The sequence below is a fragment of the Prochlorococcus sp. MIT 1304 genome (assembly GCF_047305015.1).
GTDB lineage: Bacteria > Cyanobacteriota > Cyanobacteriia > PCC-6307 > Cyanobiaceae > Prochlorococcus_A > Prochlorococcus_A marinus_E.
On the sequence record NZ_CP138974.1, the window covers coordinates 1436720 to 1456661 of the forward strand.

The following is a 19942-nucleotide window of genomic DNA, read 5'->3' on the forward strand; positions in this document are numbered from 1 at the left end:
TTTAAATGAAAATTATTAGCAAAGAGACAAGTAAAAGAGTTTGTGATCACATGAACAATGATCACATAGATTCAGTGCACAAATATCTTGTTCATTATGGGAAGATATCAATATTTGAGAATGCTTATATGGAAGAAATTAATAATAGTTATATAAAAATCAATTACGATGGCCAATCAGCAATTATCAATTTTAAAAATAAAATATCTGAAGAAGAAATTCATTCAACTTTAGTATCAATGATTAAAAACATTAAAAAATTGAATAATTTATAAAAAAATTCTAATTTTTATTTTCATAGTAATCAGTTATCTTTTTACATTCTTCAAATGAAAGCATGCTTAATCTTGATGTGGCTCTTATTTTTAGAATTGCACAAACAGCTAGTAAATCAGCGCTATCAACATTAAGTGCTTCAGAAAGTTCTAGGACCCTAAGACCTTTCATTAGTATTAAAAAATCATGCCTACATTATCAAGAACCTTAAAATCAATGGGCTGCATTTTTCCCTAAACCTGCAACGAATGGGAAAGTTTGTTCATCACCAAATATATCTTCTACCGAAGAATTAGAAATATTATTTTTTTTATTATCAGGCTTAATTACTTCAATTTCATTAGAAATATTATCTTTAATGTTATTTTCAATTTCTTTTGCTAATAAATTATTCGTATTAGAAAATATTGAAAAAACTAATACACATAAAAACAAAACAATTCTTTTCATAAAAAAAATTTATCTAATACTATTGTTATATGCCAATAGAGTTATTTAGAAAAACTAGATAATTTTAAAACAAATCTATATAAATCAAAATCAGAAAATATTCATCTTCCCAACTTATTTCTATTTTTAAATCTAATTAGAAAATAAAGCCCTAGCAAAAGAAGAATTGCTAAGGAGTACTGATTAAGAAAAACATAAACCATATAAACGAGAAAGGGGAATAAGCACGCCCTTTTGAAATTTAATTTCTGTTCCTTTGACATGTCTTTCCAATTTAAATACTCTTCCCATTGAAAAATTTTCTTCATTTTTCTCTTTCTATTTTTACTATTAAACATAATTTTCTAAATATATTTTGATGATTCTTATGTTAATAAACAAAATTAATCTACAATATCAAAATAAGTTTTTCATTGAATAAAAATATTTTTTAAATAAAAGATGAACTCAAAACCAGTTTGGAAAATAGAAAAAATTGTTTTACCTCAACATGCAGATCATGCAGGCGTAATGTGGCATGGTAGATATTTTAATTGGCTTGAAGAGAGCCGAATAAATGCACTTTCGGAAGTAGGTATAAGTTATTTCGAACTAACTAAAAATGGCTTAGATTTACCTTTAATCAATACTTCAATAAAATATAAATCTCCTTTATTTCTTGGTGAAAAAATAACAATCGAGAGCGAATTCAATATTGATAAAAGTCCTAGGATTAATGTAATTTCAAAATTTCATAACAAGAAAAATGAAATCTTAACGATTGCTGAAGTCAATTTAGTCTTAATAAATAAACTGAATTTTTCTATAATAAGAAAAAGGCCAGATTTCCTATCGGAAGCCTTTAGTAAATTAAACGGTTGAAATTATTATCCGCCAATTGAATGATTTATTAATCTATTAATTATGAATATATTTCAAGTTATTGATTCATATCAATATGATATGGAATCAAGATATCAAGAAAAATCAATGCTCACAAATCTTTTTACAGAGCACAAATTTATAGGATGGTTAGGGTTATTTATAGTATTTTTCTCTATCTTTGCAATTTTTGTTTTTCAATTTCTTGAATGGGAAAGTAATGACAATAATAAAAGTTAAGAAGATTTAATGCTTATAATTCAACTGAAAGACTTAAAAAATGGCTATCTACTTAAAAATAACTAACCCAACAGAGGTTGTAAAAAAAAAGACCTCAAAATGGCTTACAGATATTACACCTGAAAGAATTGACCGAAAATTGGTCGAGGATGAAGTAATAAAAGGCATTATCGAGCAATTAACATTAGAAGGCATAAAAGGAGAAATATCAGCAATTAATGGTTTTGAAGTAAATGAATCTTCAGTAATAACAAAAAATAATTTTGTTATTAGAAAAACAAAAACTTTTTAGATTGAAAATAAAAAACTTTAATGAAAAATTTTTTTATTTTAATTATTATTATCCTTTTTTTAATTTTTATAATTGCAAGAGATTATCAAATTAAAAAGAAAAAGTTAAAATTAATTAATGCATTAAATTCCAATTTCTTTATTCAAACAATTAATAATTTAATAGACGAGAACAAATACAATTTGTTAGAGGAGAGGATAAGATTAAGGGAAATAGATGCTTACGGTAACGAGGATTATAAAAAATGGATTGGCAATCCACCCCTTGATGAAAAAGCCATTGAGGAAAATATATTTCATGGATCTAAGCGATTTAAAGAGGGTATACCATACTTCTGGGAAAAAGTAATTTTAAAAAAATTTGGAAATATGGAATTATTTTTCGAAAAGTGGAGATCGTATTGTAATGAAAATCCTACTATTGACGATGAGATAGTGGGATCTATTAGAAAGCTCGAGACTGAAGATTGGTTTGTTTTCATAGCAAGTCAAATAGAGAAATCATGCTTAAACTTAATAGAAAAAAACTACTCAAGCAAAAACAAGGGGAACTACAAAAAAGGTATTAGATTTGAAAATCATTGTATGGAAATTCTCAAACAATGTGGCTGGCAAGTAAAAGAAACCCCTAATACAGGAGATCAAGGGGTTGACTTAATTGCGTCAATAAATGATTTGAGAATATGTATACAATGCAAAGATCATGAAAAAGCCATTGGAAATAAAGCAGTTCAGGAAATATCAGCTGGTAAATTATTTTGGAAAGGTACACATGCAATAATAGTTTCAAAATCTGGCTTTACAAAGTATGCTCATCAACTAGCAAAATCAAATAAAGTGGAACTAATCAATGAATATCAATTAAAAGATTTAAAAAATTTTATTGTTTAAATAGTTTATATCAATTGAGTTAAGCCCTCTTTGTAAAGCAAAAGTGTTGCAAAAATTCCTGAGGCCCACAATAAACCTCTAGCTTTGGGAATATTAAAAACGTATGCACCTATATATAAAAAACGAAAAATAGGATGAATCAATGCTGCAATTATTGCAATATTCGAGTCAGTTAAAGTAATCAGACAAAGAAGACATGCGGGTGCATGTAGGGAAATACTTTCCCAACAATTTTGATGACACCAAACTGCTCTTTTTCCAAAAGAAGGTAATTCATCGAATAAAGCCCTTGGAGCAGACATATTTTCAACAGAATATCCCGCTTTAACTCTCCCTATACTTAATGGAATAATTGATAATAAAACAACACCAACTGATAGACAAAGGCTCCAGACAAAAGCTACTTGCATATGATTTAAATAATACTATTAGCTTAATAATTAAAGCTCTTTATCGTGATAAATGAAAAATCATTACCATAGATAAAACTTTGCAAAAAATGCTGTAATTTATAAAAAAAATCATTTATGGATATTACAAAGATAGTTTTAATTTTTGGCATAAGTTTACTAATATATTTTGCTTTTCTGTTTTTAGGATTTTTTCTTAAAAATAAAAATCTAAAGGCGCAGAATCTAAAAAAAGAAGAGTAAATTATTAATGCCACGAAAATTTACTATTTTCTCAATATTTTTATATCTTTTTGAATATATTTCATAGAAATAAAATTTGATCCAAATAATAATAAAGGATATTTGAAATTAAATAAGACAGTTGCTGGTATATGAAAAAATTTTATAAATTTCTTAAAAGTTTTCTATTTATATCACTTTGGCTTATTTTATCCTCATTTTTAACCCAATATTGGAATACCTTTCATTGGGAATATATTTACTTTAACTTCAGAATTATATTTGATAAAGAATTTTGGTTTGTTGTAGAAAAAATTCTTCTAGGATTTGATATTGGTTACTGGTTAGAAGAAGCACTAATATTCTTAAGCTATGAAATACCAAAAGAATCATTCAAATATTTACCAATTTATTTCGTTTTAAAGTCTATTTGGATAAAGAATTAATTTATATTTTAAATAGATTTTAAAAATTCCTTGAAATTCTTGAATAAAGTCGTTGAATTTATTTTTCTTAAAACAAATAAAGTTCCTTTATCACCTCTACAGATTCTCAGCTTATTACTTAAATAAGTTATCTCTAACCACCCTAATTGTTCATTATTTATTTCTTTCATAGCCTTTATATTTTTTCTTCCAAATTTAGGACCTATAACGCCAGCATGTGTAAATTTGACCCCAATTTTTTTTTCATCTATGTAATTAAGTCTTATTAAAATACCAGTACCAATAATTGATTTTATTCCTCTAGGTTTAAGTAAATTAAGACCATTTAAATTTAAGGGATCAAGAATTTGAAGGTTATCAATAAAAGGAGAATATTTTAAAAAAGGACTATTAGAACTACTCCACCTAAGCTCCCAAACACCCTGTAAATCATTTTTATCTTTGCTAAAGGAAAAATTATGATCAATTTCAAGTTGTTCGGCAATAGTACGTATACTCTCTGAATTTGGAGATTTAAGAAGTAAATTTAATAAATTATTTTCGGTTTCCATTTAATAAACGTTGGAGTATATAGCTAAGGATAAATACTTACCTCCATATGCTATATTCTATCCAGAATATCTTGATTTGATGACAAAGAGCTATTGGCTAAAGAAAATTTCTATTCCAAATGCAGATTTATTTCTGGAATATATAAGGACAGTATTGCCTTGGATTAAATCTGTGGGAGGAGTAATAGTAAAAAGAGATTTAATACAAGAATCAACCTCAAATGAATGGGATGGAGGGCAGCTTGGACTAGTAATTGAATTCGAATCAAAATTTGCTGCTAAAAAAGCATTTTATTCTGAAGTATTTCAAAAATATCTGCAGTCCAGAGATTTAATGGAACTAGTTACTATAAGTACTCTTTAAAAAATCAACCAATAGCGACCTCAAACAAACAACTTATAAGTATTTATTACTATTAAATTATTTATGTAATATTTATAACTTCACTAGCAATAGCATATTTTGCACAATTTAATTGTAAAAGTAATCCGTTAATCAAATGAACTATTCAACAGAAAAAGATGATTATTTGATGACAACTCCATATACAAAAAAAATTCAGCAAAAATTTGAAAAGGTTAAATCTTTTTTAGAGCAAAATGGATTTAATCCATCATCAGAGAGCTTAATGCAAGATATAGTTAGTTCAGAAGAATATATTGCTAAAAATGGCTTATAAATATCAGAATATATTCAGAGACCTTAAATAATAAAAACCACCTATTAGGAAAGGCATTAATATTCCTATAAATAAAAATATCGATTTCCTTGATTCGCCTTCTGATATGGGGTTAATTTTTGGTTCAATTGCGAAACCATTTTGTCTACCACCGCTTTCGGTTGTATAACCTTTTTTATCCATAAGAAAAGTAATTTATGCAGATTATCTCATGTAAATACTTATTTAAAAAAATTTTTTACATTTAGAATTAAACTACTTTTAAGATCTAACAATTGATTTCAATCTGAGATTTCAACTTTGCAGCTTTTTTTAAAAGACCTACAACTTCCTTACGGCCAGTAGCAAACTCAGCTTTGTTAAGTAACTCGCTATATTTTTTTGTGATTTCTCTATGGTTCATTTTGAAAATTATATTCTATAAATTATAAAGCTCCTAAAAAAAGTTTTTGTATAAAAGATATCAAAAAAGAGTTTAAGTACCTTTACCTATTTAAACCAACCTTTTTTCTTTGGTTTAATCTCTTCTTTAGTAACTTCTTTTTTTCTCCCAAATAATCCCTTTTTTTGGACTGGTAAATTCTCTTCAATAGGTTTAGATTTTCTGTTAAATAAGCCTTTTTTAGGTTCTTTTTTAATTGATTCCTTTGTTTCGGAAATCTTTGTTTTTTTAGGATTTGGTTTTGAATTTTTGGATTTTCTATCTGCAAATAAAGTTTGATATACAAAAAACCCAAAAACAGCAAAGAAGCCTAATGCCTGTACTAGAGCAGTTCCAAGATTATCAAACATTTAGGCCTCAACTTTGTATAGTGATTCTTTTTCTTTCGCTTCTATGCATTTTTTATCATCAGATAAGCATTCAATTTCTGCCTTCTTCTCAGTATGAGAACTGCAACCACCTGCATTTGCATTAGATATTGAAAACAAAGTTAGTACCCCTAAAATTAAGGCGCATGAGGTGTTAATGGGTTTCATAAGTTTTATTTTTATTATGGAAAAATAATTTCGCAATTGCGAAGATAATCTTATCTTCTGCTAAAAGTATCCCCTTTTTATATATCTATTTGTAGTAATTAATTAAATCGATAATTAATATTGCTAGTAATGAAAAACCTAAAATGAAAGGTAAATAGGGATATTTATTTAAAATTTTGTTTAGTTGATTTTTCGATGTTTTTTTTTCCTTTTTCTTCTCTCTAGGTGGTAAACCTAACTCTTCTCTTCTCTTAGCTTCTCCCATAATTTTTTAAACTATTTTAGACTATTTTATACACCGAGAAAAAGTATTGTATTGTTCTTGATTTAAATTATTAACGGTTAATTTAGTCTAAATTTTGGATATATTAAAAATATAAAAAAAAATTACATGATAGAAGTAGTTTGGTCAGTAAATATAATGATTGCAATTCTGATTATTGGTGTTGCCTGGGTTCTTTATTACATATTTACTTATGATCAAAAATTTACTTCCTAGATAAATGTCAGATAAAGATCTAAGTAATTTTCTAAAAAAAATAGAGCAACTTAATCAAATTGCTGAGCTAATAAAAAATAATCCTAGTAAAAAGTTATCCCTTTCAAAATGCAAGAATCATGATGAAGTAATTAGATTAACCACTGAATGGGGTTTTGATATTGGTAAAAGGTGGGGAGAATATTAATTGATTTTATTACCAGTATTATTAAAATTGCCATCAACTTCAAATTAAATTCCTAAGATAAATTTGTATTTCTTGTATTGGAGTTATGAAAGAAATTGGAGAAATAAAGTCAAATATATATAAAATAGCTGCTGTTACAGATAGAGGTCAAAGATTAAATAAATTAATTTCTCCTATGTATGAGGAAAAAGCTAATGAAATGGATGAATTGATTGATGCTCTTAAAAACTTTAGTTTTGAAATATCAGAAAAATTATTGTCTGGAGAGTGGGAATTAATTTTTTCTAATGTTGAATTATTTCGAAGTTCACCTTTCTTCCTTGCTATTGAAAAGGCATTAAATGATGAATTTAAAAGTAATCTTTTTTTTAAATTACATCAATTGCAAGTAGGATCCTTTGGCATTTCAACTATTGGGAGAATTGCTCAAAAGATTGATTTTGACAAAAAAGAATTTATATCTACTTTTGACACTACAATATTTGGGCTCACAACAATTCCTATCTTGGGTTGGTTCAAACTATTACCTACTTTTGGTGGAAGAGTAATAACCTTAGCAAGTGATTTAGTTTTAAGAAATAATTTACTTGATATGAACTTACAAAAGACAAAAGTTTCTAAAGTTGATGGACTTAATAAGATTCCATTATTTAGTGAATTACTTATGGATAGATGGTATCCAGTTAAAGAGGTATGGAATAAGTTACCTTGGAATAAAGAATCGCCAAATTGCCAGGTTTCAATTGTATATTTAGACGATGAAATGAGAATTATGCAGGATATGTATGGGTCTCTTTTTATTTATATAAGGCCTTCAATTTCCTTGTTGAATTCAAATACAATCTCTAATTATTAATTAAAACACTGAATAATAATTTTGTAATTTATAGAAAAAACCATAAAAAAATTATTTTAAAGATTAATTAATAAAAACATCTCACATCTTAAATACAAATAGGTTATGTTCATGATGAACATTTTTTTATTATACTTAGAAAACAAGAAAAAAATTCAGTTGTTAGAGGAATATTCCTAATAGGAGGTTGGGGCTTTGGTCTAGACAGATTCTACGAAGGAGATAAAAAAGGTGGTTTCTTATCAATCATTGGTTGGAGTATCACATTTTTTAGCTTTATCTTTCTTAAATGTTCAGGTTATGAATATGCTGAGGGTGTGAAAAATTATTCAGATTATTCCCCTAACCCTTTAATAGTATTACCTTTACTGGCAGGATCATATGGTGGCTTTCTAATAATTAAGAAGGCATTTAGATTAGCGAAGCAATTTGAAAATGTTGAATAATAATACCAGCGGGCAAATTTAAGATAATAATCCAGATCCTTTCAAATAAAATTTAAATAAAAGAATTACTAAAAGGTTTACTATTGCTAAGGCTACTAAACCATTTCTGTTTTTTACATCTAATTTTTTGACTAAATTAGAAAGATAAATGACTGGATTTTCTGGCTCTTTATTATCCAAATTTTATTTAAATATTAATTTGACAAGAAAATATCACAGTTTCATTTGAAGAATCAAAATTGTAAAGATGATTATCCAAAAAGAAATAAATAATTTCTAACCCATAATTCCAGCATTTCTTAAAAACGCTTTACCCATATTGCCAATTACAAAAAATAGAGACAAATTAATTAAAAGGATTATTAATAATGCCAACATTTTATAGTTTGGATTTGTTGAAATTCCATCAAATCCATTATTAAGAAATCTTTTAAAAAGTGATTTATCAATTTTTGTTTTTTGTTGATCAGAATCAAGTTTTACATTTTCTTTTGAAGAATCTTGACTGCTTGCTTTCTCTAGAAATTCTGTAAATGCTTTAACATTTTCTTCTTTTTTAATCCCCTCATTAAGATCTTTATTGTCTTCATTCAAATTGGGGGACGATTCGATTGAATTATTTTCTTCAGGATTAAGTTTTGAATCTTCCAAATTAGTATTAAATGCTAGGAGTATATTACACCATAAAAAAAACCCACTCGATCAATTGAAGAGAGGGTTAGCTAAGGTTAAAGTTCTTGTATAAATAGTAATTTATTTTAATTAAGTTTGCGGTTGTAGCATAATAAAGTTTTAATTTAGATTAAACTCAAGGTGTTTTTTTTAGTAAATATGTTAGATGCGAATACTAAAAAAGCATGTAAAGATAATCCATCAATAAGAGAAATTAAAATTAAAAATATAGAACATGCTATTGAACAAGCAGAATTGATGATAAAAGAATCAAAAATGAGCCAAGAAGAATTAATCTTCTTAAAAAGAAAAATATCGGACTCTAGACAGGATTTAGAAATACTTTATTTAATGAAAATTCAATGAATATAAATTTTTTAATCTTTTTAAAGAATTGAATTTTTGCAAAGAAAATTAATTTGTATATTTGAAGACTTATAAATTTTAAAGAGAATGTAAGAATTTTATAAAGGGCTTTAGTTATGTCTAAAAATAATCTATATATTCCTTTAAAGGTTGTTCCATACATCTTAATTTCAATTACTGCTGTAGCAATAACAGCAGCTACATATGTAATTACTTAGTTCTATAAGCTATGTAAAGTTTTTAGATATTAAATTAATTAAAATATTTTTAATAACTAATTGTATGAATAAAATCAAAATCGCAATTTTTACAATATCAATAATCATATTTTCCCTTATTGGGATTAAAAAATTAATTTATATAAATCAAGTTAAAGATTTAAAAAATAAAGAAGAATCATTTTTAAATGAATCTATACGTGTTTTAAATGAATGTTTCGATCTAGAAAATAAAAACAAAAGAACTCTTAATAAATCAATTGAATTAATTGAGTATTGCCTAGAGGAATATGGATATAAAAACTGATTTCAAAACCTGAATGATGAATTTCCTTAATACTCCACTAATATGCAAATAAAAATTTCTAATCAATAATCTTGTTATGTTCCATAATTTTTTATAAATAATTTTTTCCTAATTTAATTTTTTAAAATGACTAAAGTTAAATGTTCTTATTTAGGAAATTTAAACTGTGAGGCTATTCATCTACAATCTGGAAGTCTTATTAGAACTGATGCACCTTTAGATCACTGCGGTAAAGGTGAAAGTTTTTCCCCAACTGATTTATTAGCAACATCTCTAGGTACTTGCCTGCTAACCATTATGGCAATCAAAGCTAATTCGAAAGGATTTGATTTGAAAGGTATATATTTAAATATTGAAAAAGTAATGACACAAAATAGCGAGAGGAAGATAAAAAAACTAATAATAGATATTTTTATCCCAGTAAGCACTTCTAATGAAACTATTGATTTTTTGAAAAAAGCTTCCAAAGAATGTCCAGTTACAAGAAATTTATCTCAAGAAATAGATATTAAAATTAGTTGGCATCATGAATAAATCTCAAAGATAGTAATTACATTAAAAATAATGAAATACTTTATTGGAATAGTCATTCTTTTATTTGGAATATATGTAATGACAGACTTGGCATTAAAGACTAGGTATACAAGAAAAAGACTTTCAAAAGGAAAAAAATAAATCTTATAAATTTTAATATTGCAGATTAAGGAAATAGATTTATTTTTGTACTAAAAATTAAGGCATATTTTAGTTTTATTTTTTCACTATTTTTTGGTCAATCAAACTAATCAAAGGGATCATGAAATTTACATTTATTCCAACAGTGCACCATGTATAAATAACAAGAAAAAGTATTTTTGTAAATAAATTAGGGGGTAAGGTGAAAAATATTTTGAAAAACCCTCCAATGAATAATACCAATATTCCAATTTGAAAAAGACCTTTGATTATCCATTTAAGTCCATATTTTTTAATGTTTATATAAAACCAGAAAAAAACAAAACTAGATAACAATAAATATATAAAATTTATGATCATCTTTTAAGAGAAAATCTAAAAATTTGCCATTATCAAGGCATGATGACAATTATTACTTTTTTATCTGCTAATTTTTTTTAAAAATGGAAAAGTTATACAAAAAACAATAAAAACAAATTAGTTTTTTTTACTTTTATTTAAAACATTTTCGATTTTAGTAAATCAACTCTTTTTTGATTTACTCCCAAATCACTTTCTCCAACTCTTGATTCTGATCTTATTGATAAGATGTTTGATTCAGGTAAAAAGGATACTTCTAAGTCGTCTACATACTTCATCCATTTACTGGTAGCCTCAGCATGAAGATAATCGCCATCAATTTCTACAATCTCAGTTCTTGGAGTATTTTCGATAAATGTTTTAATCTCTTCAAAAGGTTTCTCAATATTGTTAACCTTCCATTCTTCTCGTACACAATGAGCAATCTCTACACAAGGTTTTAGTTCTACATGTGAGGCAAATGATGAAGAAGGGAATAAAAAGCTTGAACAAATTAAAATTGCTAAAAAAAGTATTTTCATTAACAGAAGAATTAAACAAATCATAATCTAACTAAATAAATTACTAATTTGTAATGAAGTATCTAATTATTTTTTTAAGAAAGCATATATTTTTTTATATTCAGGATTTAATATGTATTTCCAATAATATCCAAAAAAAAAGATCTCTCAAAGAGAGATCTTTTTAAAATTAATTTACATCAAGTGTTACCTTGTTTCCACTGAAATAAATCAATTCCTCCTACACACAAACTTAATATCACACTTAAATTTGAAATATGTAATGCCTAATAGACCTCTATCTTAACTGTCACATAGCAAAAAAAACAAAAAGTACCCTAACATTTCAGTCGAGTACTTTTAAAGTTATCAGAAAAAAGTGTGTGAGGAGTTTCTGATATATTTAATCTACTCTGTAAGTAATTTAAAAGGCTACAGTATAAATTACTAATTATTTAAAACTTTCAGAAGAATTGGGCTTGGATGAAAAAAATAATCAAAAACATAAAAAATTCATGAAAAGCATTTACAAAAAAATCATTTTTATTATTTCGGCAATTGCTCTTTTTTCAGTAATAGTCGGTGTTGTCAAATATTCGCTTACTTATATTGAAAATAATCCAGAAAAATACTTACCTAAACAAAAGTAAGACAAAAATTAAGTATAAATTCACTTCAAAAAATCTATAAAGTGTCTTAAATATGTTCTACATAGACAGCTTTAGTCATGAAAATCAAAAATACTTCTGTTCTTAATAAGAATAATATTCATTTAAGTCAATTCAAAAATAAGCATAAATATCAAATACTTGAGAATTACTGGAAGAAAAGAAAGAAAGAATGTGAAAAAAATCTTTCAAAATTTTGCTAACCGATAATTATGAATTTTATTTTTTCTTTTTTATTAGCATCTGTGATGTGGGTACAAGTTCCACAGTGGGAAGCTGACTGGTCAAAATGTGCTGTAGATGTTCCCGATTCATCGTGTCACTGGTACGTAGCTGCTCCCGATAATACGTTTGGTGAAGGATTTAATTGGGAAAACGCTCCTTGGTTTGATGCTAATGGATTACAGGATGTAGCTAAAATTGAGAAAGAATCTGTAGTAGAAAAACTTCAAAATAACTAAAGTTTCTATTTCATCAATTAACTTTTAAAAGTATTTAAATCTAGTTGCTTAGTGGTTAACTTTTGATTAATTAAAAAATTTTTTTATGCGTTTCAAAGTAAGTCTCAAAAAAAATGGAAAGGAATTTGATGAAGTTGTTATAGCTAATAATAAAAAAGAGGCTATGGAAGTAGCTTTAAAAAACAATCCAGAAGCTCAAGCATTAAACTCTGATTGGACATTTAAGATTTAATTATTTACGAAGTTTAGGAATAAAAAGAGATGCGACACAAATAACACTAATTGCAGGTCCAGGCGAAAGATTAAAGACTATAGAGAGAATAAATCCAAGAAGTGAGATACATAATCCAAAAAATGAAGACCTCATCATTGCAATTCTTAAACTATGAGCCTTATTTAGCCCTAACAAAGTTGGAGTAGAAAGAAGAGCAATTACAAGAATTACTCCCACTGCTGACATTGAACTAACAATTACTAATGCCGTCGTAAAACTCAAAGCAAGATTTAATAAAGAAACGTTTATACCGCTCGCGGATGCACCTTCTGGATCCAATCCCACATAAACAACCTTTTCATATCCAAAAGTCATTAAAAGTATAAATACTAAAAAAGCAATTATTGTTCTAAGTAAATCTCCAAAATTTGCTGTCAATAAATCGCCAAATAATACTGCCTCCAAATCAATCCTTATTCCGAGTAAAGGGATTATAAGGACCCCAAATCCAAGCATTCCAGCGAGAATAGTATTCATAACTGCTTCATAATTTTCACTTTTTCTATTAGTTAAACTTTCCGCAATTACTGAGCCCAGAAGACCACTTATAACACCACCAATTGAGGGGTGAACTCCAAGCGCTAATGCGAGAGCTAGTCCGGGCAACACACAATGAGAGATTAAATTAACTTGTAATAATCTCTTATGAGTGATTAATACAGTTCCCATAGCTGGGCATAAAATCCCGGAGAATATAGTTATTATTAATGGAACCAGCCACCAGTTGTTATTAATAAAAGACATTATTCGAATGATTCGGTATGATCAAAAATACGGGACAAAAAAAGATTTCGGAAACAATGGTAACTAAGTCTGACATTACCAAAAGACAAGAACAACTTCTTGAAGAACTTAATAAATGCGAGGATGAATTGACTGGTCAAGAGTTGCATAGACAATTGATAGAAAGCGGAAAAGCTATGGGACTGACGACTGTTTACAGGAATCTTCAAGTTCTGATAAAGCATGGTTTAATTCGTTCTAGACATCTCCCAACTGGAGAGGTTCTGTACACTCCCGTAGATAGAGACATTCATCATTTGACTTGTGTTCAATGTGGTGAGACATCAAAAATGGAAGGATGCCCGGTAAAAGATATTCATACACCCAAAACAAATCCAAAGAAATTCCAATTGTTGTTTCATACCCTCGAATATTTCGGGCTTTGCCAAAACTGTTATCAAGCTCAGAATTAAAAAGGAACATTCTCTAATCACAGAAATTATTTTCGTTTATAGAGCTAATGTTTATTGCCTCTAATTTGTCTTGTATTTGGTCAGGACTACCAACTGCCAAGACACTTTTATCAAGAACGATTACTTGATCATAGTTATTTAAAGAATCGCCCCAATCATGGCTACTTACGAGCAAAGAAAGTCCGGCATCTGCAAGTTGACGAACAATTTTAAGAAAATCCTCTTTTGCAGGCGGGTCCAAAGCTGCACAAGGTTCGTCTAAAAGAAATATTTTTGCCGGGGACATAAGAGTTTTTGCTAATAGAGCTCTTTGCTGCTGTCCTCCTGAAAGAGAATCGAGTCTTCTATTCGCCAAACTTGCAATGCCTACTCTCTGCATTGTCGCCTCTAATTCACAACATTTATTAATCCAAGAATTAGGATATGCTAGAAGAGTCTTAATTTGAAATGGGTTATTACTTCTTGATTTTGAATACTTTATTTGACCAAGAGATACCAATTTTTCAACTGTGATGGGGAACTTCCAATTCATAGAACTTCTTTGAGGCATAAGTGCCACAAGAGCTCTAGATCTATTTAAATTTTCACCATCAATTTTTATTTCTCCTTTATCAGGAGTATTTTGTCCTTGCAAAATTCTCAAAAGAGTTGATTTACCTGCGCCATTTGGACCAATTAACGCTGTTAAAGTTCCAGGTTTAATCTCAACCGATACCTTATTCAAAACTGGCTTACTTTTTTTTGCGTATGCAAAGGTTAAATTTTCAGCGACTAAAGTAGCCATTAATTAATCTTTTAAAAAAGTCACTTTACAAGCTTACCAATAATACAAGTTGCGTATTATTTTCATAACATTTGATACCTTCACTTGTCAGAGATAATGAAAATGATTATCATTTTTAAGTATTTAATTATTTTTCATGTCAATTTTTAAAAGACTTTTAACAAATAAAAAAGGTGCGAGTAAGTCAATTATTAAAAATTCCGTAATCGCAGGAACAATTATATTTTCTGGTTTTGGGCAGGATGTTATGGCTAAAGGAAAGTCATATGTAGCAGTAGAACCACTAGTTTGTGATTTAGTTAAATCAATTGCATTACCGTCTGACGAAGTTACATGCTTAGTAGATAGAAAACAAGATGTTCATGACTTAAAGATCAATCCAAGGCAAGCTAAATTACTAAATAGCGCAGACAAAGTATTTACTCTTGGTAGAGAAATGACGCCAAGTATGAGAAATTGGGAAAATAAAAAGAATACTGTTGTTGTAGGTGTTAGTGCAATAGACGTAGATGATCATTCTGATCATGGAGGTCATGATGATCACTCAGACCATGGTGGACATGACGATCATTCTAAACATTCCGCTAAAGTAGATGATCATTCTGATCATGGAGGTCATGATGATCACTCAGACCATGGTGGACATGATGATCATGCTGAAGGTGCTTTCGAATGGGCAGGCAAATTTCAACTTTCTAAGGGTTCTTACAAATGGTCATTTGAAAAAGTAGATGGCGAATATGCAGATCCTGCAATGAAGATGGTGATTCTCAAATCTAATGACATAGAAGGGTCTGAAGATTTAGCTAAAGAATTATTAGGATCTAAAGACTCAATAAGCAGAAAAAATGATGGTACTTTGATAGCAAGTAATAAAGCTTTTGTTCTTAACTTTGATCAAAAAAAAGAAAGTACTGTTTTTAACGTGGATATCAAAGAAGATGGTCAATATATATTTTTTACTGAACACATGCCTTTTGAGTTTGAAGCAACTCAACACTTTTTTAAAGACGTTTCAAATAGTGATGTAGAACCAATAGCACAAGTTCCAGACGAAGGTGAGGGGCATCATCATCATGACCATGGAGGTCTAGATCCACATGTATGGCATGATCCGCATAACATCATAAAAATGGGAGATCTTATAAGCAAAAGTTTAAAGAAAGATATTTCAGTTTTTAATAGAGGTGACAGAAAACTAATTAATGAAAGATTCGAAAAAGCTGATTCTCTCTTAGAAGACTTAGATAGTTGGATCGTCGAACAAGTAAGTTCTATTCCTGAGGAAAACAGAGTAATTGTCTCTAAACACAAAGCAATGGAATACTACGGGGATGCATTTGGTTTTGAAACCATTAGTTTACTTGACTTTCTTGGAGACTCCTCAAGCTTAAGGCCAGACAACATAAGTTCTACTTTAAAAATGTTAGATGAAGAGAAAGTTCAGGCAATATTTCCTGAACAAATTCCAGCATCTAAGTTATTAAGGAACTTAAGTAGACAAAGTTCAGTTCCTTTAGCTTCTAATCAAATATTCGTTGATGGATTGATGATGGATGGTAATACGGTTTCAGTAGCTGTTCACAATACTTGTACAATTGTTGATTCATTAGGTGGAAGCTGTGATAAAGAATCTGGCTCCAATCTTGAGTCTGAATGGTACAAACTTTCAGATTAAATTTTTCTAATAAAAACGGTTTTCATTTCTTATTATTACTATTATTAAACTATTATTTATTTAGTAAAAATCAATAAATGAGCATCAAAGATAAAGTTCCCGTAACCATCCTCACTGGATTCTTAGGTTCAGGAAAGACTACTTTGCTTAATAGAATACTAAGTGAAGAGCACGGGAAAAGAATAGCCGTAATTGAGAATGAATACGGTGAAGTAGGTATAGATCAAGGTCTCGTAATTAATGCCGATGAAGAAGTGTTTGAGATGTCAAACGGGTGCATTTGTTGTACTGTTCGCGGTGATCTAATAAGAGTCCTTGGCAACCTTATGAAAAGAAGAGATAAGTTTGACTATGTTTTAGTAGAGACGACAGGATTAGCAGATCCAGGGCCAGTTGCTCAGACATTTTTCATGGATGAAGAAATTAGTTCTGAATTTACTCTCGATGGAATTGTGACTTTAGTTGATGCTGCACATATTGATCAACAGTTAGGCAGGAGTGATGAAAGTTCAGAACAAGTCGCATTTGCAGATGTTCTTGTCCTTAATAAAACTGATTTAGTATCTGATGATGCACTAGATACTCTTGAATCGAGATTGAGAGATATGAACAGAATGACCCGAATTATTAGAGCCGAGAATGCCAAAGTACCAATTGAAACAGTCTTAAATTTAAGTGCATTTGATCTTGATCAAATCCTTAAACGCAGGCCAACATTCCTTGAACCAGAATATCCTTTTGAATGGACAGGTGTTTACGATCTTGATGCAGGTAAATATGAATTAATGCTAGAAGAAGGACCCGATCCAGAAATGTCCTTAGTAGCCCTCGCTAACCAAGGAGAGAGTGAAGAAGAACTTAAAGATGGTTCTGAATCCTCCGTGAGACTTTATGCAGAAAAAGCTAATAGTTTAGTTCCTGGAAATACCATCCCATATGGAGAACATATAAATCTCAAATTGGAGGATAAAGGAAATAAATCTTTCATCCTGAACATAGAAAAACCAACAAAAATAGGTTTGTTTACACAGCACACCGCTGAAGAATTCAATATGAAAGTCATTAAAAGTGACGAAAATAAAGAGATTCCATTAAATACTGAAAGATTCTGGCAAGCAGAGCACGAACATGATGATGAAGTAGGCTCAATTGCTATAGAGCGTTTTGGAGATGTTGACCCAGAAAAACTAAATACTTGGATGGGAAGACTTCTATCAGAAAAAGGAGTGGATATATTCAGAACTAAAGGTTTCATAAGTTACTCAGGTAACCCAAGGAGAATAGTTTTCCAGGGAGTTCACATGTTATTTACTGCACAACCTGATAAAGAATGGGGTAACGAACCTCGTAGAAATCAACTTGTTTTTATCGGTAGAAATTTAAATGAGAAAGAGATGCAAGAAGGCTTTGATAAATGCCTGATATAGAACCATTTAGCCCAAGAGGCATGTTCCATGAAGGATGGACTGCTGAAGTTAGCGATTATGCCATAGCATGTGGTTGGGCTCTTAAAGGGAAACAATTTATTGTTGGCGACGTGGCAGGTGGTATTTTTGCATTCGAAGGAGATACTGGAAAAATTATTTGGAAAAAAGAAAATACACACTCCGGTGGTCTATTAGCAATGTCCATTCATCCAGAGGGCGAGATTTTTGCAACATCAGGTCAGGATGGAAATGTTCAAATTTGTAATTGCCACGAGGGTAAAGTAATTAAAACACTTAATCTTGGTAAGGGTTGGGTAGAACACCTCAAGTGGTCTAATGACGGTTTGTTTCTAGCGATAGCTTCCTCAAAAAAAGTATATGTTTTTAATGAAATTGGAGAAGAGAAATGGATCTCAGAAGACCATCCAAGCACAGTAAGTGCAATAACATGGTCAAATAAAAATGAGCTTGCAACTGCATGCTACGGAAGAGTGACATTCTTTGACATTGTTAAAAATAAAACGAATCAAAAACTGGAGTGGCAAGGATCATTGGTCTCTATGGAATTAAGCCCTGATGGAGATATAGTCGCCTGTGGTAGTCAAGACAATTCAGTTCATTTTTGGAGAAGATCAACAGGAATGGATGCTGAAATGACTGGATACCCTGGAAAACCAAGTCACCTTTCTTTTGATGACAGCGGAAAATTATTAGCGACTAGCGGCAGTGAAAGAATTACAGTATGGAGCTTTATAGGCAATGGTCCAGAAGGGACTATGCCAGGAGAGCTATGTCACCATACAGAACCTATTTCGAGCTTAGCCTTTTCAAATAAAGGTATGCTTGTAGCCTCAGGATCTAGGGATGGTTCTGTTGTCGCAAGTTTCCTAAAAAATGACGGCAATGGAGACCCAGTTGGGGCTGCATTCGCCGGAGATTTGGTAGGGGCAATATCATGGAGACCTGATGATTGTGCACTTGCAGCAGTTAATGCAAAAGGTGTTGTAAATGTATGGAAATTTAAAGTTCGTACTAACTTTTTTTCAAAGGGATTTAAGTAAAAAGTAGAAATTTATTAATTACCAATAGTTAGCTTTTAAATGTCTTTCCATACATATGACCTCACAGTCATTATCTATCCCTTTTGGGTGAATATCGCAATATGAGAGACATTGAAAATATTCGTCTATGGGATTTGATTTATCAGTTTTACTAACTTCTTTCGAATGATTCATAAAAGATTTCCTCAATTATTTAAAATTAAGATAGACGAATTAAATATCAAAAGAAATAAGCAAAACTTACTAAAAATATCTCAAAAAATTAGCACGATTGATTACTACTCTCGGACATTTTTAATTAAAAAGCAATGCGTATAAAAACGGATTGTCTTTAGAGAAATATTTTCCTAATTTTATATTGTTGAGTTCTAGGAGGTCTTTCAAAATGATCGATAGCCTGCCTGAAATTTCGGAATAAACCGAACTAATTTAATTAACTGCTCCAATTATTTTTTATTAATGTCTAAGCTTCCTTCTTCTGCATCGTTTAGGTGCCCTTTAAGAAACAAGCTTAATTCTAGAGTTTTTGCCCCAGTTAAAGACAATTAGTTAATTTTGGTGAGCATTAGCTTAATAGAAGTTAGCAACAAGGATCCATGATTTAGGTGCGTTATTAACTTCAGTAAAAAATATAAGTAAGAGATAAAAGAGGGCTTAAATTAGCCCTCTTTTTTTGTTGTAAGATGACTTTCTTCTAATTTTATAGATAATGATTAAAGCAATAAAATTTTTAAATGGTTCAATATTATTGCCCATATTGCAATCCTAAATATCAATTTCAAAAACAATCCTCAAATGGTACTTTGATTTGTGGCTTGTGTGGAGAGGATCTTGTAAAAAAACCATTTATTAGGTTGAACCAGATAATTGCTTTAGTTGCTGCGTCATCATTACTTCTACCTTTAATATATACTTTTATTTATTTAATTAAAAATCAAATAAATCCTCCTAATAAAAATTATCAAGCAAATAGTACTTTAATGATAATTATCAAAGAAACACTTTCATAAA

Annotated in this window: 36 protein-coding genes; 22 read left to right on the top strand and 14 right to left on the bottom strand. The window is 29.4% G+C overall.

Features of this window, described 5'->3' with window-relative positions; translation table 11 throughout:
* Positions 1 to 5 precede the first annotated feature (5 nt).
* The gene (locus SIB45_RS08170) at positions 6 to 275 is read left to right on the top strand and encodes a DUF2470 domain-containing protein (RefSeq protein WP_011863061.1); all 270 of its coding nucleotides are present in this window, start codon (positions 6 to 8) and stop codon (positions 273 to 275) included.
* A 7-nt stretch (positions 276 to 282) separates the two neighbouring features.
* Here SIB45_RS08170 and SIB45_RS08175 read toward each other — a convergent pair whose 3' ends face one another.
* Together SIB45_RS08175 and SIB45_RS08180 are read right to left on the bottom strand one after the other, a co-directional pair.
* A complete protein-coding gene (locus SIB45_RS08175) occupies positions 283 to 447 on the bottom strand; it encodes a translation initiation factor IF-2 N-terminal domain-containing protein (RefSeq protein WP_011863062.1) in 165 nt (54 codons plus the stop codon).
* Positions 448 to 489: 42 nt separating this feature from the next.
* A complete protein-coding gene (locus SIB45_RS08180) occupies positions 490 to 726 on the bottom strand; it encodes a hypothetical protein (protein WP_011863063.1) in 237 nt (78 codons plus the stop codon).
* 441 nt (positions 727 to 1167) lie between these two features.
* Here SIB45_RS08180 and SIB45_RS08185 point away from each other — a divergent pair, with 441 nt between their 5' ends.
* Genes SIB45_RS08185 through SIB45_RS08200 form a run of 4 tightly spaced genes read left to right on the top strand, consistent with a single transcriptional unit; the run spans position 1168 to position 3009 of the window.
* On the top strand, positions 1168 to 1587 hold the full coding sequence (locus SIB45_RS08185; protein ID WP_011863064.1) for an acyl-CoA thioesterase: 420 nt from the start codon (positions 1168 to 1170) through the stop codon (positions 1585 to 1587).
* A gap of 42 nt (positions 1588 to 1629) precedes the next feature.
* Positions 1630 to 1827: a hypothetical protein gene (locus SIB45_RS08190; protein ID WP_011863065.1), complete on the top strand. Its 198-nt coding sequence runs from the start codon at positions 1630 to 1632 to the stop codon at positions 1825 to 1827.
* A gap of 40 nt (positions 1828 to 1867) precedes the next feature.
* A complete protein-coding gene (locus SIB45_RS08195; RefSeq protein ID WP_011818540.1) occupies positions 1868 to 2119 on the top strand; it encodes a hypothetical protein in 252 nt (83 codons plus the stop codon).
* Between the two features lie 20 nt (positions 2120 to 2139).
* A complete protein-coding gene (locus SIB45_RS08200) occupies positions 2140 to 3009 on the top strand; it encodes a restriction endonuclease (protein WP_011863066.1) in 870 nt (289 codons plus the stop codon).
* A gap of 5 nt (positions 3010 to 3014) precedes the next feature.
* On the opposite strand, the gene SIB45_RS08205 is transcribed toward SIB45_RS08200, so the two are convergent.
* Complete coding sequence (locus SIB45_RS08205) at positions 3015 to 3419, bottom strand: MAPEG family protein (RefSeq protein WP_011863067.1); 405 nt, start codon at positions 3417 to 3419, stop codon at positions 3015 to 3017.
* Between the two features lie 374 nt (positions 3420 to 3793).
* On the opposite strand from SIB45_RS08205, the gene SIB45_RS08210 reads away from it, so the two are divergent.
* Positions 3794 to 4087: a hypothetical protein gene (locus SIB45_RS08210; RefSeq protein ID WP_011863069.1), complete on the top strand. Its 294-nt coding sequence runs from the start codon at positions 3794 to 3796 to the stop codon at positions 4085 to 4087.
* A gap of 8 nt (positions 4088 to 4095) precedes the next feature.
* Here SIB45_RS08210 and SIB45_RS08215 read toward each other — a convergent pair whose 3' ends face one another.
* Positions 4096 to 4638, bottom strand: a complete 543-nt coding sequence (locus SIB45_RS08215) for a PAP/fibrillin family protein (RefSeq protein WP_011863070.1) — start codon at positions 4636 to 4638, stop codon at positions 4096 to 4098.
* Between the two features lie 79 nt (positions 4639 to 4717).
* Here SIB45_RS08215 and SIB45_RS08220 point away from each other — a divergent pair, with 79 nt between their 5' ends.
* Together SIB45_RS08220 and SIB45_RS08225 are read left to right on the top strand one after the other, a co-directional pair.
* Positions 4718 to 5002, top strand: coding sequence for a DUF1330 domain-containing protein (locus SIB45_RS08220; RefSeq protein ID WP_011376579.1), 285 nt, complete (start codon positions 4718 to 4720; stop codon positions 5000 to 5002).
* Between the two features lie 136 nt (positions 5003 to 5138).
* Complete coding sequence (locus SIB45_RS08225; RefSeq protein ID WP_011863071.1) at positions 5139 to 5318, top strand: hypothetical protein; 180 nt, start codon at positions 5139 to 5141, stop codon at positions 5316 to 5318.
* A gap of 3 nt (positions 5319 to 5321) precedes the next feature.
* On the opposite strand, the gene SIB45_RS08230 is transcribed toward SIB45_RS08225, so the two are convergent.
* The 5 genes from SIB45_RS08230 to SIB45_RS08250 form a co-directional block, all read right to left on the bottom strand.
* Entirely contained in the window at positions 5322 to 5501 is a 180-nt protein-coding gene (locus SIB45_RS08230) for a hypothetical protein (protein WP_011863072.1), read from the bottom strand.
* A gap of 85 nt (positions 5502 to 5586) precedes the next feature.
* Positions 5587 to 5721 (bottom strand): hypothetical protein, encoded by a 135-nt coding sequence (locus SIB45_RS08235; RefSeq protein ID WP_011863073.1) that lies wholly within the window; start codon positions 5719 to 5721, stop codon positions 5587 to 5589.
* Positions 5722 to 5807: 86 nt separating this feature from the next.
* On the bottom strand, positions 5808 to 6110 hold the full coding sequence (locus SIB45_RS08240) for a hypothetical protein (RefSeq protein WP_011863074.1): 303 nt from the start codon (positions 6108 to 6110) through the stop codon (positions 5808 to 5810).
* On the bottom strand, positions 6111 to 6296 hold the full coding sequence (locus SIB45_RS08245) for a hypothetical protein (RefSeq protein ID WP_225866345.1): 186 nt from the start codon (positions 6294 to 6296) through the stop codon (positions 6111 to 6113).
* Positions 6297 to 6381: 85 nt separating this feature from the next.
* The gene (locus SIB45_RS08250; protein WP_011863076.1) at positions 6382 to 6561 is read right to left on the bottom strand and encodes a hypothetical protein; all 180 of its coding nucleotides are present in this window, start codon (positions 6559 to 6561) and stop codon (positions 6382 to 6384) included.
* A 238-nt stretch (positions 6562 to 6799) separates the two neighbouring features.
* On the opposite strand from SIB45_RS08250, the gene SIB45_RS08255 reads away from it, so the two are divergent.
* The 3 genes from SIB45_RS08255 (at position 6800) to SIB45_RS08265 (ending at position 8284) form a co-directional block, all read left to right on the top strand.
* Positions 6800 to 6982 (top strand): Nif11 family protein, encoded by a 183-nt coding sequence (locus tag SIB45_RS08255; RefSeq protein WP_011863077.1) that lies wholly within the window; start codon positions 6800 to 6802, stop codon positions 6980 to 6982.
* A gap of 85 nt (positions 6983 to 7067) precedes the next feature.
* Positions 7068 to 7838: a PAP/fibrillin family protein gene (locus SIB45_RS08260; RefSeq protein WP_011863078.1), complete on the top strand. Its 771-nt coding sequence runs from the start codon at positions 7068 to 7070 to the stop codon at positions 7836 to 7838.
* Between the two features lie 131 nt (positions 7839 to 7969).
* Entirely contained in the window at positions 7970 to 8284 is a 315-nt protein-coding gene (locus SIB45_RS08265) for a hypothetical protein (RefSeq protein WP_041484695.1), read from the top strand.
* Positions 8285 to 8560: 276 nt separating this feature from the next.
* Here SIB45_RS08265 and SIB45_RS08270 read toward each other — a convergent pair whose 3' ends face one another.
* Positions 8561 to 8935 carry a hypothetical protein gene (locus SIB45_RS08270; RefSeq protein WP_011863081.1) on the bottom strand — a complete coding sequence of 125 codons (375 nt, stop codon included), beginning with the start codon at positions 8933 to 8935 and terminating at the stop codon, positions 8561 to 8563.
* Between the two features lie 180 nt (positions 8936 to 9115).
* On the opposite strand from SIB45_RS08270, the gene SIB45_RS08275 reads away from it, so the two are divergent.
* The 3 genes from SIB45_RS08275 to SIB45_RS08285 all read left to right on the top strand — a co-directional run bounded on the left by SIB45_RS08275 (position 9116) and on the right by SIB45_RS08285 (position 10381).
* The gene (locus SIB45_RS08275) at positions 9116 to 9322 is read left to right on the top strand and encodes a hypothetical protein (RefSeq protein ID WP_041484696.1); all 207 of its coding nucleotides are present in this window, start codon (positions 9116 to 9118) and stop codon (positions 9320 to 9322) included.
* Between the two features lie 282 nt (positions 9323 to 9604).
* Positions 9605 to 9847: a hypothetical protein gene (locus SIB45_RS08280; RefSeq protein ID WP_011863083.1), complete on the top strand. Its 243-nt coding sequence runs from the start codon at positions 9605 to 9607 to the stop codon at positions 9845 to 9847.
* Between the two features lie 126 nt (positions 9848 to 9973).
* Positions 9974 to 10381 (top strand): OsmC family protein, encoded by a 408-nt coding sequence (locus SIB45_RS08285; protein ID WP_011863084.1) that lies wholly within the window; start codon positions 9974 to 9976, stop codon positions 10379 to 10381.
* A gap of 638 nt (positions 10382 to 11019) precedes the next feature.
* Here the strand turns inward: SIB45_RS08285 and SIB45_RS08290 are convergent.
* A complete protein-coding gene (locus SIB45_RS08290; protein WP_041484697.1) occupies positions 11020 to 11403 on the bottom strand; it encodes a DUF1499 domain-containing protein in 384 nt (127 codons plus the stop codon).
* A 458-nt stretch (positions 11404 to 11861) separates the two neighbouring features.
* On the opposite strand from SIB45_RS08290, the gene SIB45_RS08295 reads away from it, so the two are divergent.
* From SIB45_RS08295 to SIB45_RS08305, 3 genes are all read left to right on the top strand, one after another.
* On the top strand, positions 11862 to 12032 hold the full coding sequence (locus tag SIB45_RS08295; RefSeq protein ID WP_187146072.1) for a hypothetical protein: 171 nt from the start codon (positions 11862 to 11864) through the stop codon (positions 12030 to 12032).
* Positions 12033 to 12262: 230 nt separating this feature from the next.
* Positions 12263 to 12511, top strand: coding sequence for a hypothetical protein (locus SIB45_RS08300; RefSeq protein WP_011376589.1), 249 nt, complete (start codon positions 12263 to 12265; stop codon positions 12509 to 12511).
* 85 nt (positions 12512 to 12596) lie between these two features.
* Complete coding sequence (locus SIB45_RS08305) at positions 12597 to 12743, top strand: hypothetical protein (protein ID WP_011863089.1); 147 nt, start codon at positions 12597 to 12599, stop codon at positions 12741 to 12743.
* Here the strand turns inward: SIB45_RS08305 and SIB45_RS08310 are convergent, their stop codons facing one another.
* Positions 12744 to 13529 carry a metal ABC transporter permease gene (locus SIB45_RS08310; RefSeq protein ID WP_011863090.1) on the bottom strand — a complete coding sequence of 262 codons (786 nt, stop codon included), beginning with the start codon at positions 13527 to 13529 and terminating at the stop codon, positions 12744 to 12746. It abuts the gene before it with no gap.
* Between the two features lie 17 nt (positions 13530 to 13546).
* On the opposite strand from SIB45_RS08310, the gene SIB45_RS08315 reads away from it, so the two are divergent.
* Positions 13547 to 13981, top strand: coding sequence for a Fur family transcriptional regulator (locus tag SIB45_RS08315; RefSeq protein ID WP_011863091.1), 435 nt, complete (start codon positions 13547 to 13549; stop codon positions 13979 to 13981).
* Positions 13982 to 13994: 13 nt separating this feature from the next.
* On the opposite strand, the gene SIB45_RS08320 is transcribed toward SIB45_RS08315, so the two are convergent.
* A complete protein-coding gene (locus SIB45_RS08320) occupies positions 13995 to 14765 on the bottom strand; it encodes an ABC transporter ATP-binding protein (protein WP_011863092.1) in 771 nt (256 codons plus the stop codon).
* 136 nt (positions 14766 to 14901) lie between these two features.
* On the opposite strand from SIB45_RS08320, the gene SIB45_RS08325 reads away from it, so the two are divergent.
* The 3 genes from SIB45_RS08325 to SIB45_RS08335 all read left to right on the top strand — a co-directional run bounded on the left by SIB45_RS08325 (position 14902) and on the right by SIB45_RS08335 (position 18931).
* Positions 14902 to 16443 (top strand): metal ABC transporter solute-binding protein, Zn/Mn family, encoded by a 1542-nt coding sequence (locus SIB45_RS08325; RefSeq protein ID WP_011863093.1) that lies wholly within the window; start codon positions 14902 to 14904, stop codon positions 16441 to 16443.
* A gap of 77 nt (positions 16444 to 16520) precedes the next feature.
* Positions 16521 to 17870: a CobW family GTP-binding protein gene (locus SIB45_RS08330; protein ID WP_011863094.1), complete on the top strand. Its 1350-nt coding sequence runs from the start codon at positions 16521 to 16523 to the stop codon at positions 17868 to 17870.
* On the top strand, positions 17858 to 18931 hold the full coding sequence (locus SIB45_RS08335; protein ID WP_011863095.1) for a WD40 repeat domain-containing protein: 1074 nt from the start codon (positions 17858 to 17860) through the stop codon (positions 18929 to 18931). Before SIB45_RS08330 ends, SIB45_RS08335 begins: the two co-directional genes overlap by 13 nt.
* Before the next feature lie 18 nt (positions 18932 to 18949).
* Here SIB45_RS08335 and SIB45_RS08340 read toward each other — a convergent pair whose 3' ends face one another.
* The gene (locus SIB45_RS08340) at positions 18950 to 19105 is read right to left on the bottom strand and encodes a hypothetical protein (RefSeq protein WP_011863096.1); all 156 of its coding nucleotides are present in this window, start codon (positions 19103 to 19105) and stop codon (positions 18950 to 18952) included.
* A 560-nt stretch (positions 19106 to 19665) separates the two neighbouring features.
* On the opposite strand from SIB45_RS08340, the gene SIB45_RS08345 reads away from it, so the two are divergent.
* Entirely contained in the window at positions 19666 to 19941 is a 276-nt protein-coding gene (locus tag SIB45_RS08345; protein WP_011863097.1) for a hypothetical protein, read from the top strand.
* Position 19942 lies beyond the last annotated feature (1 nt).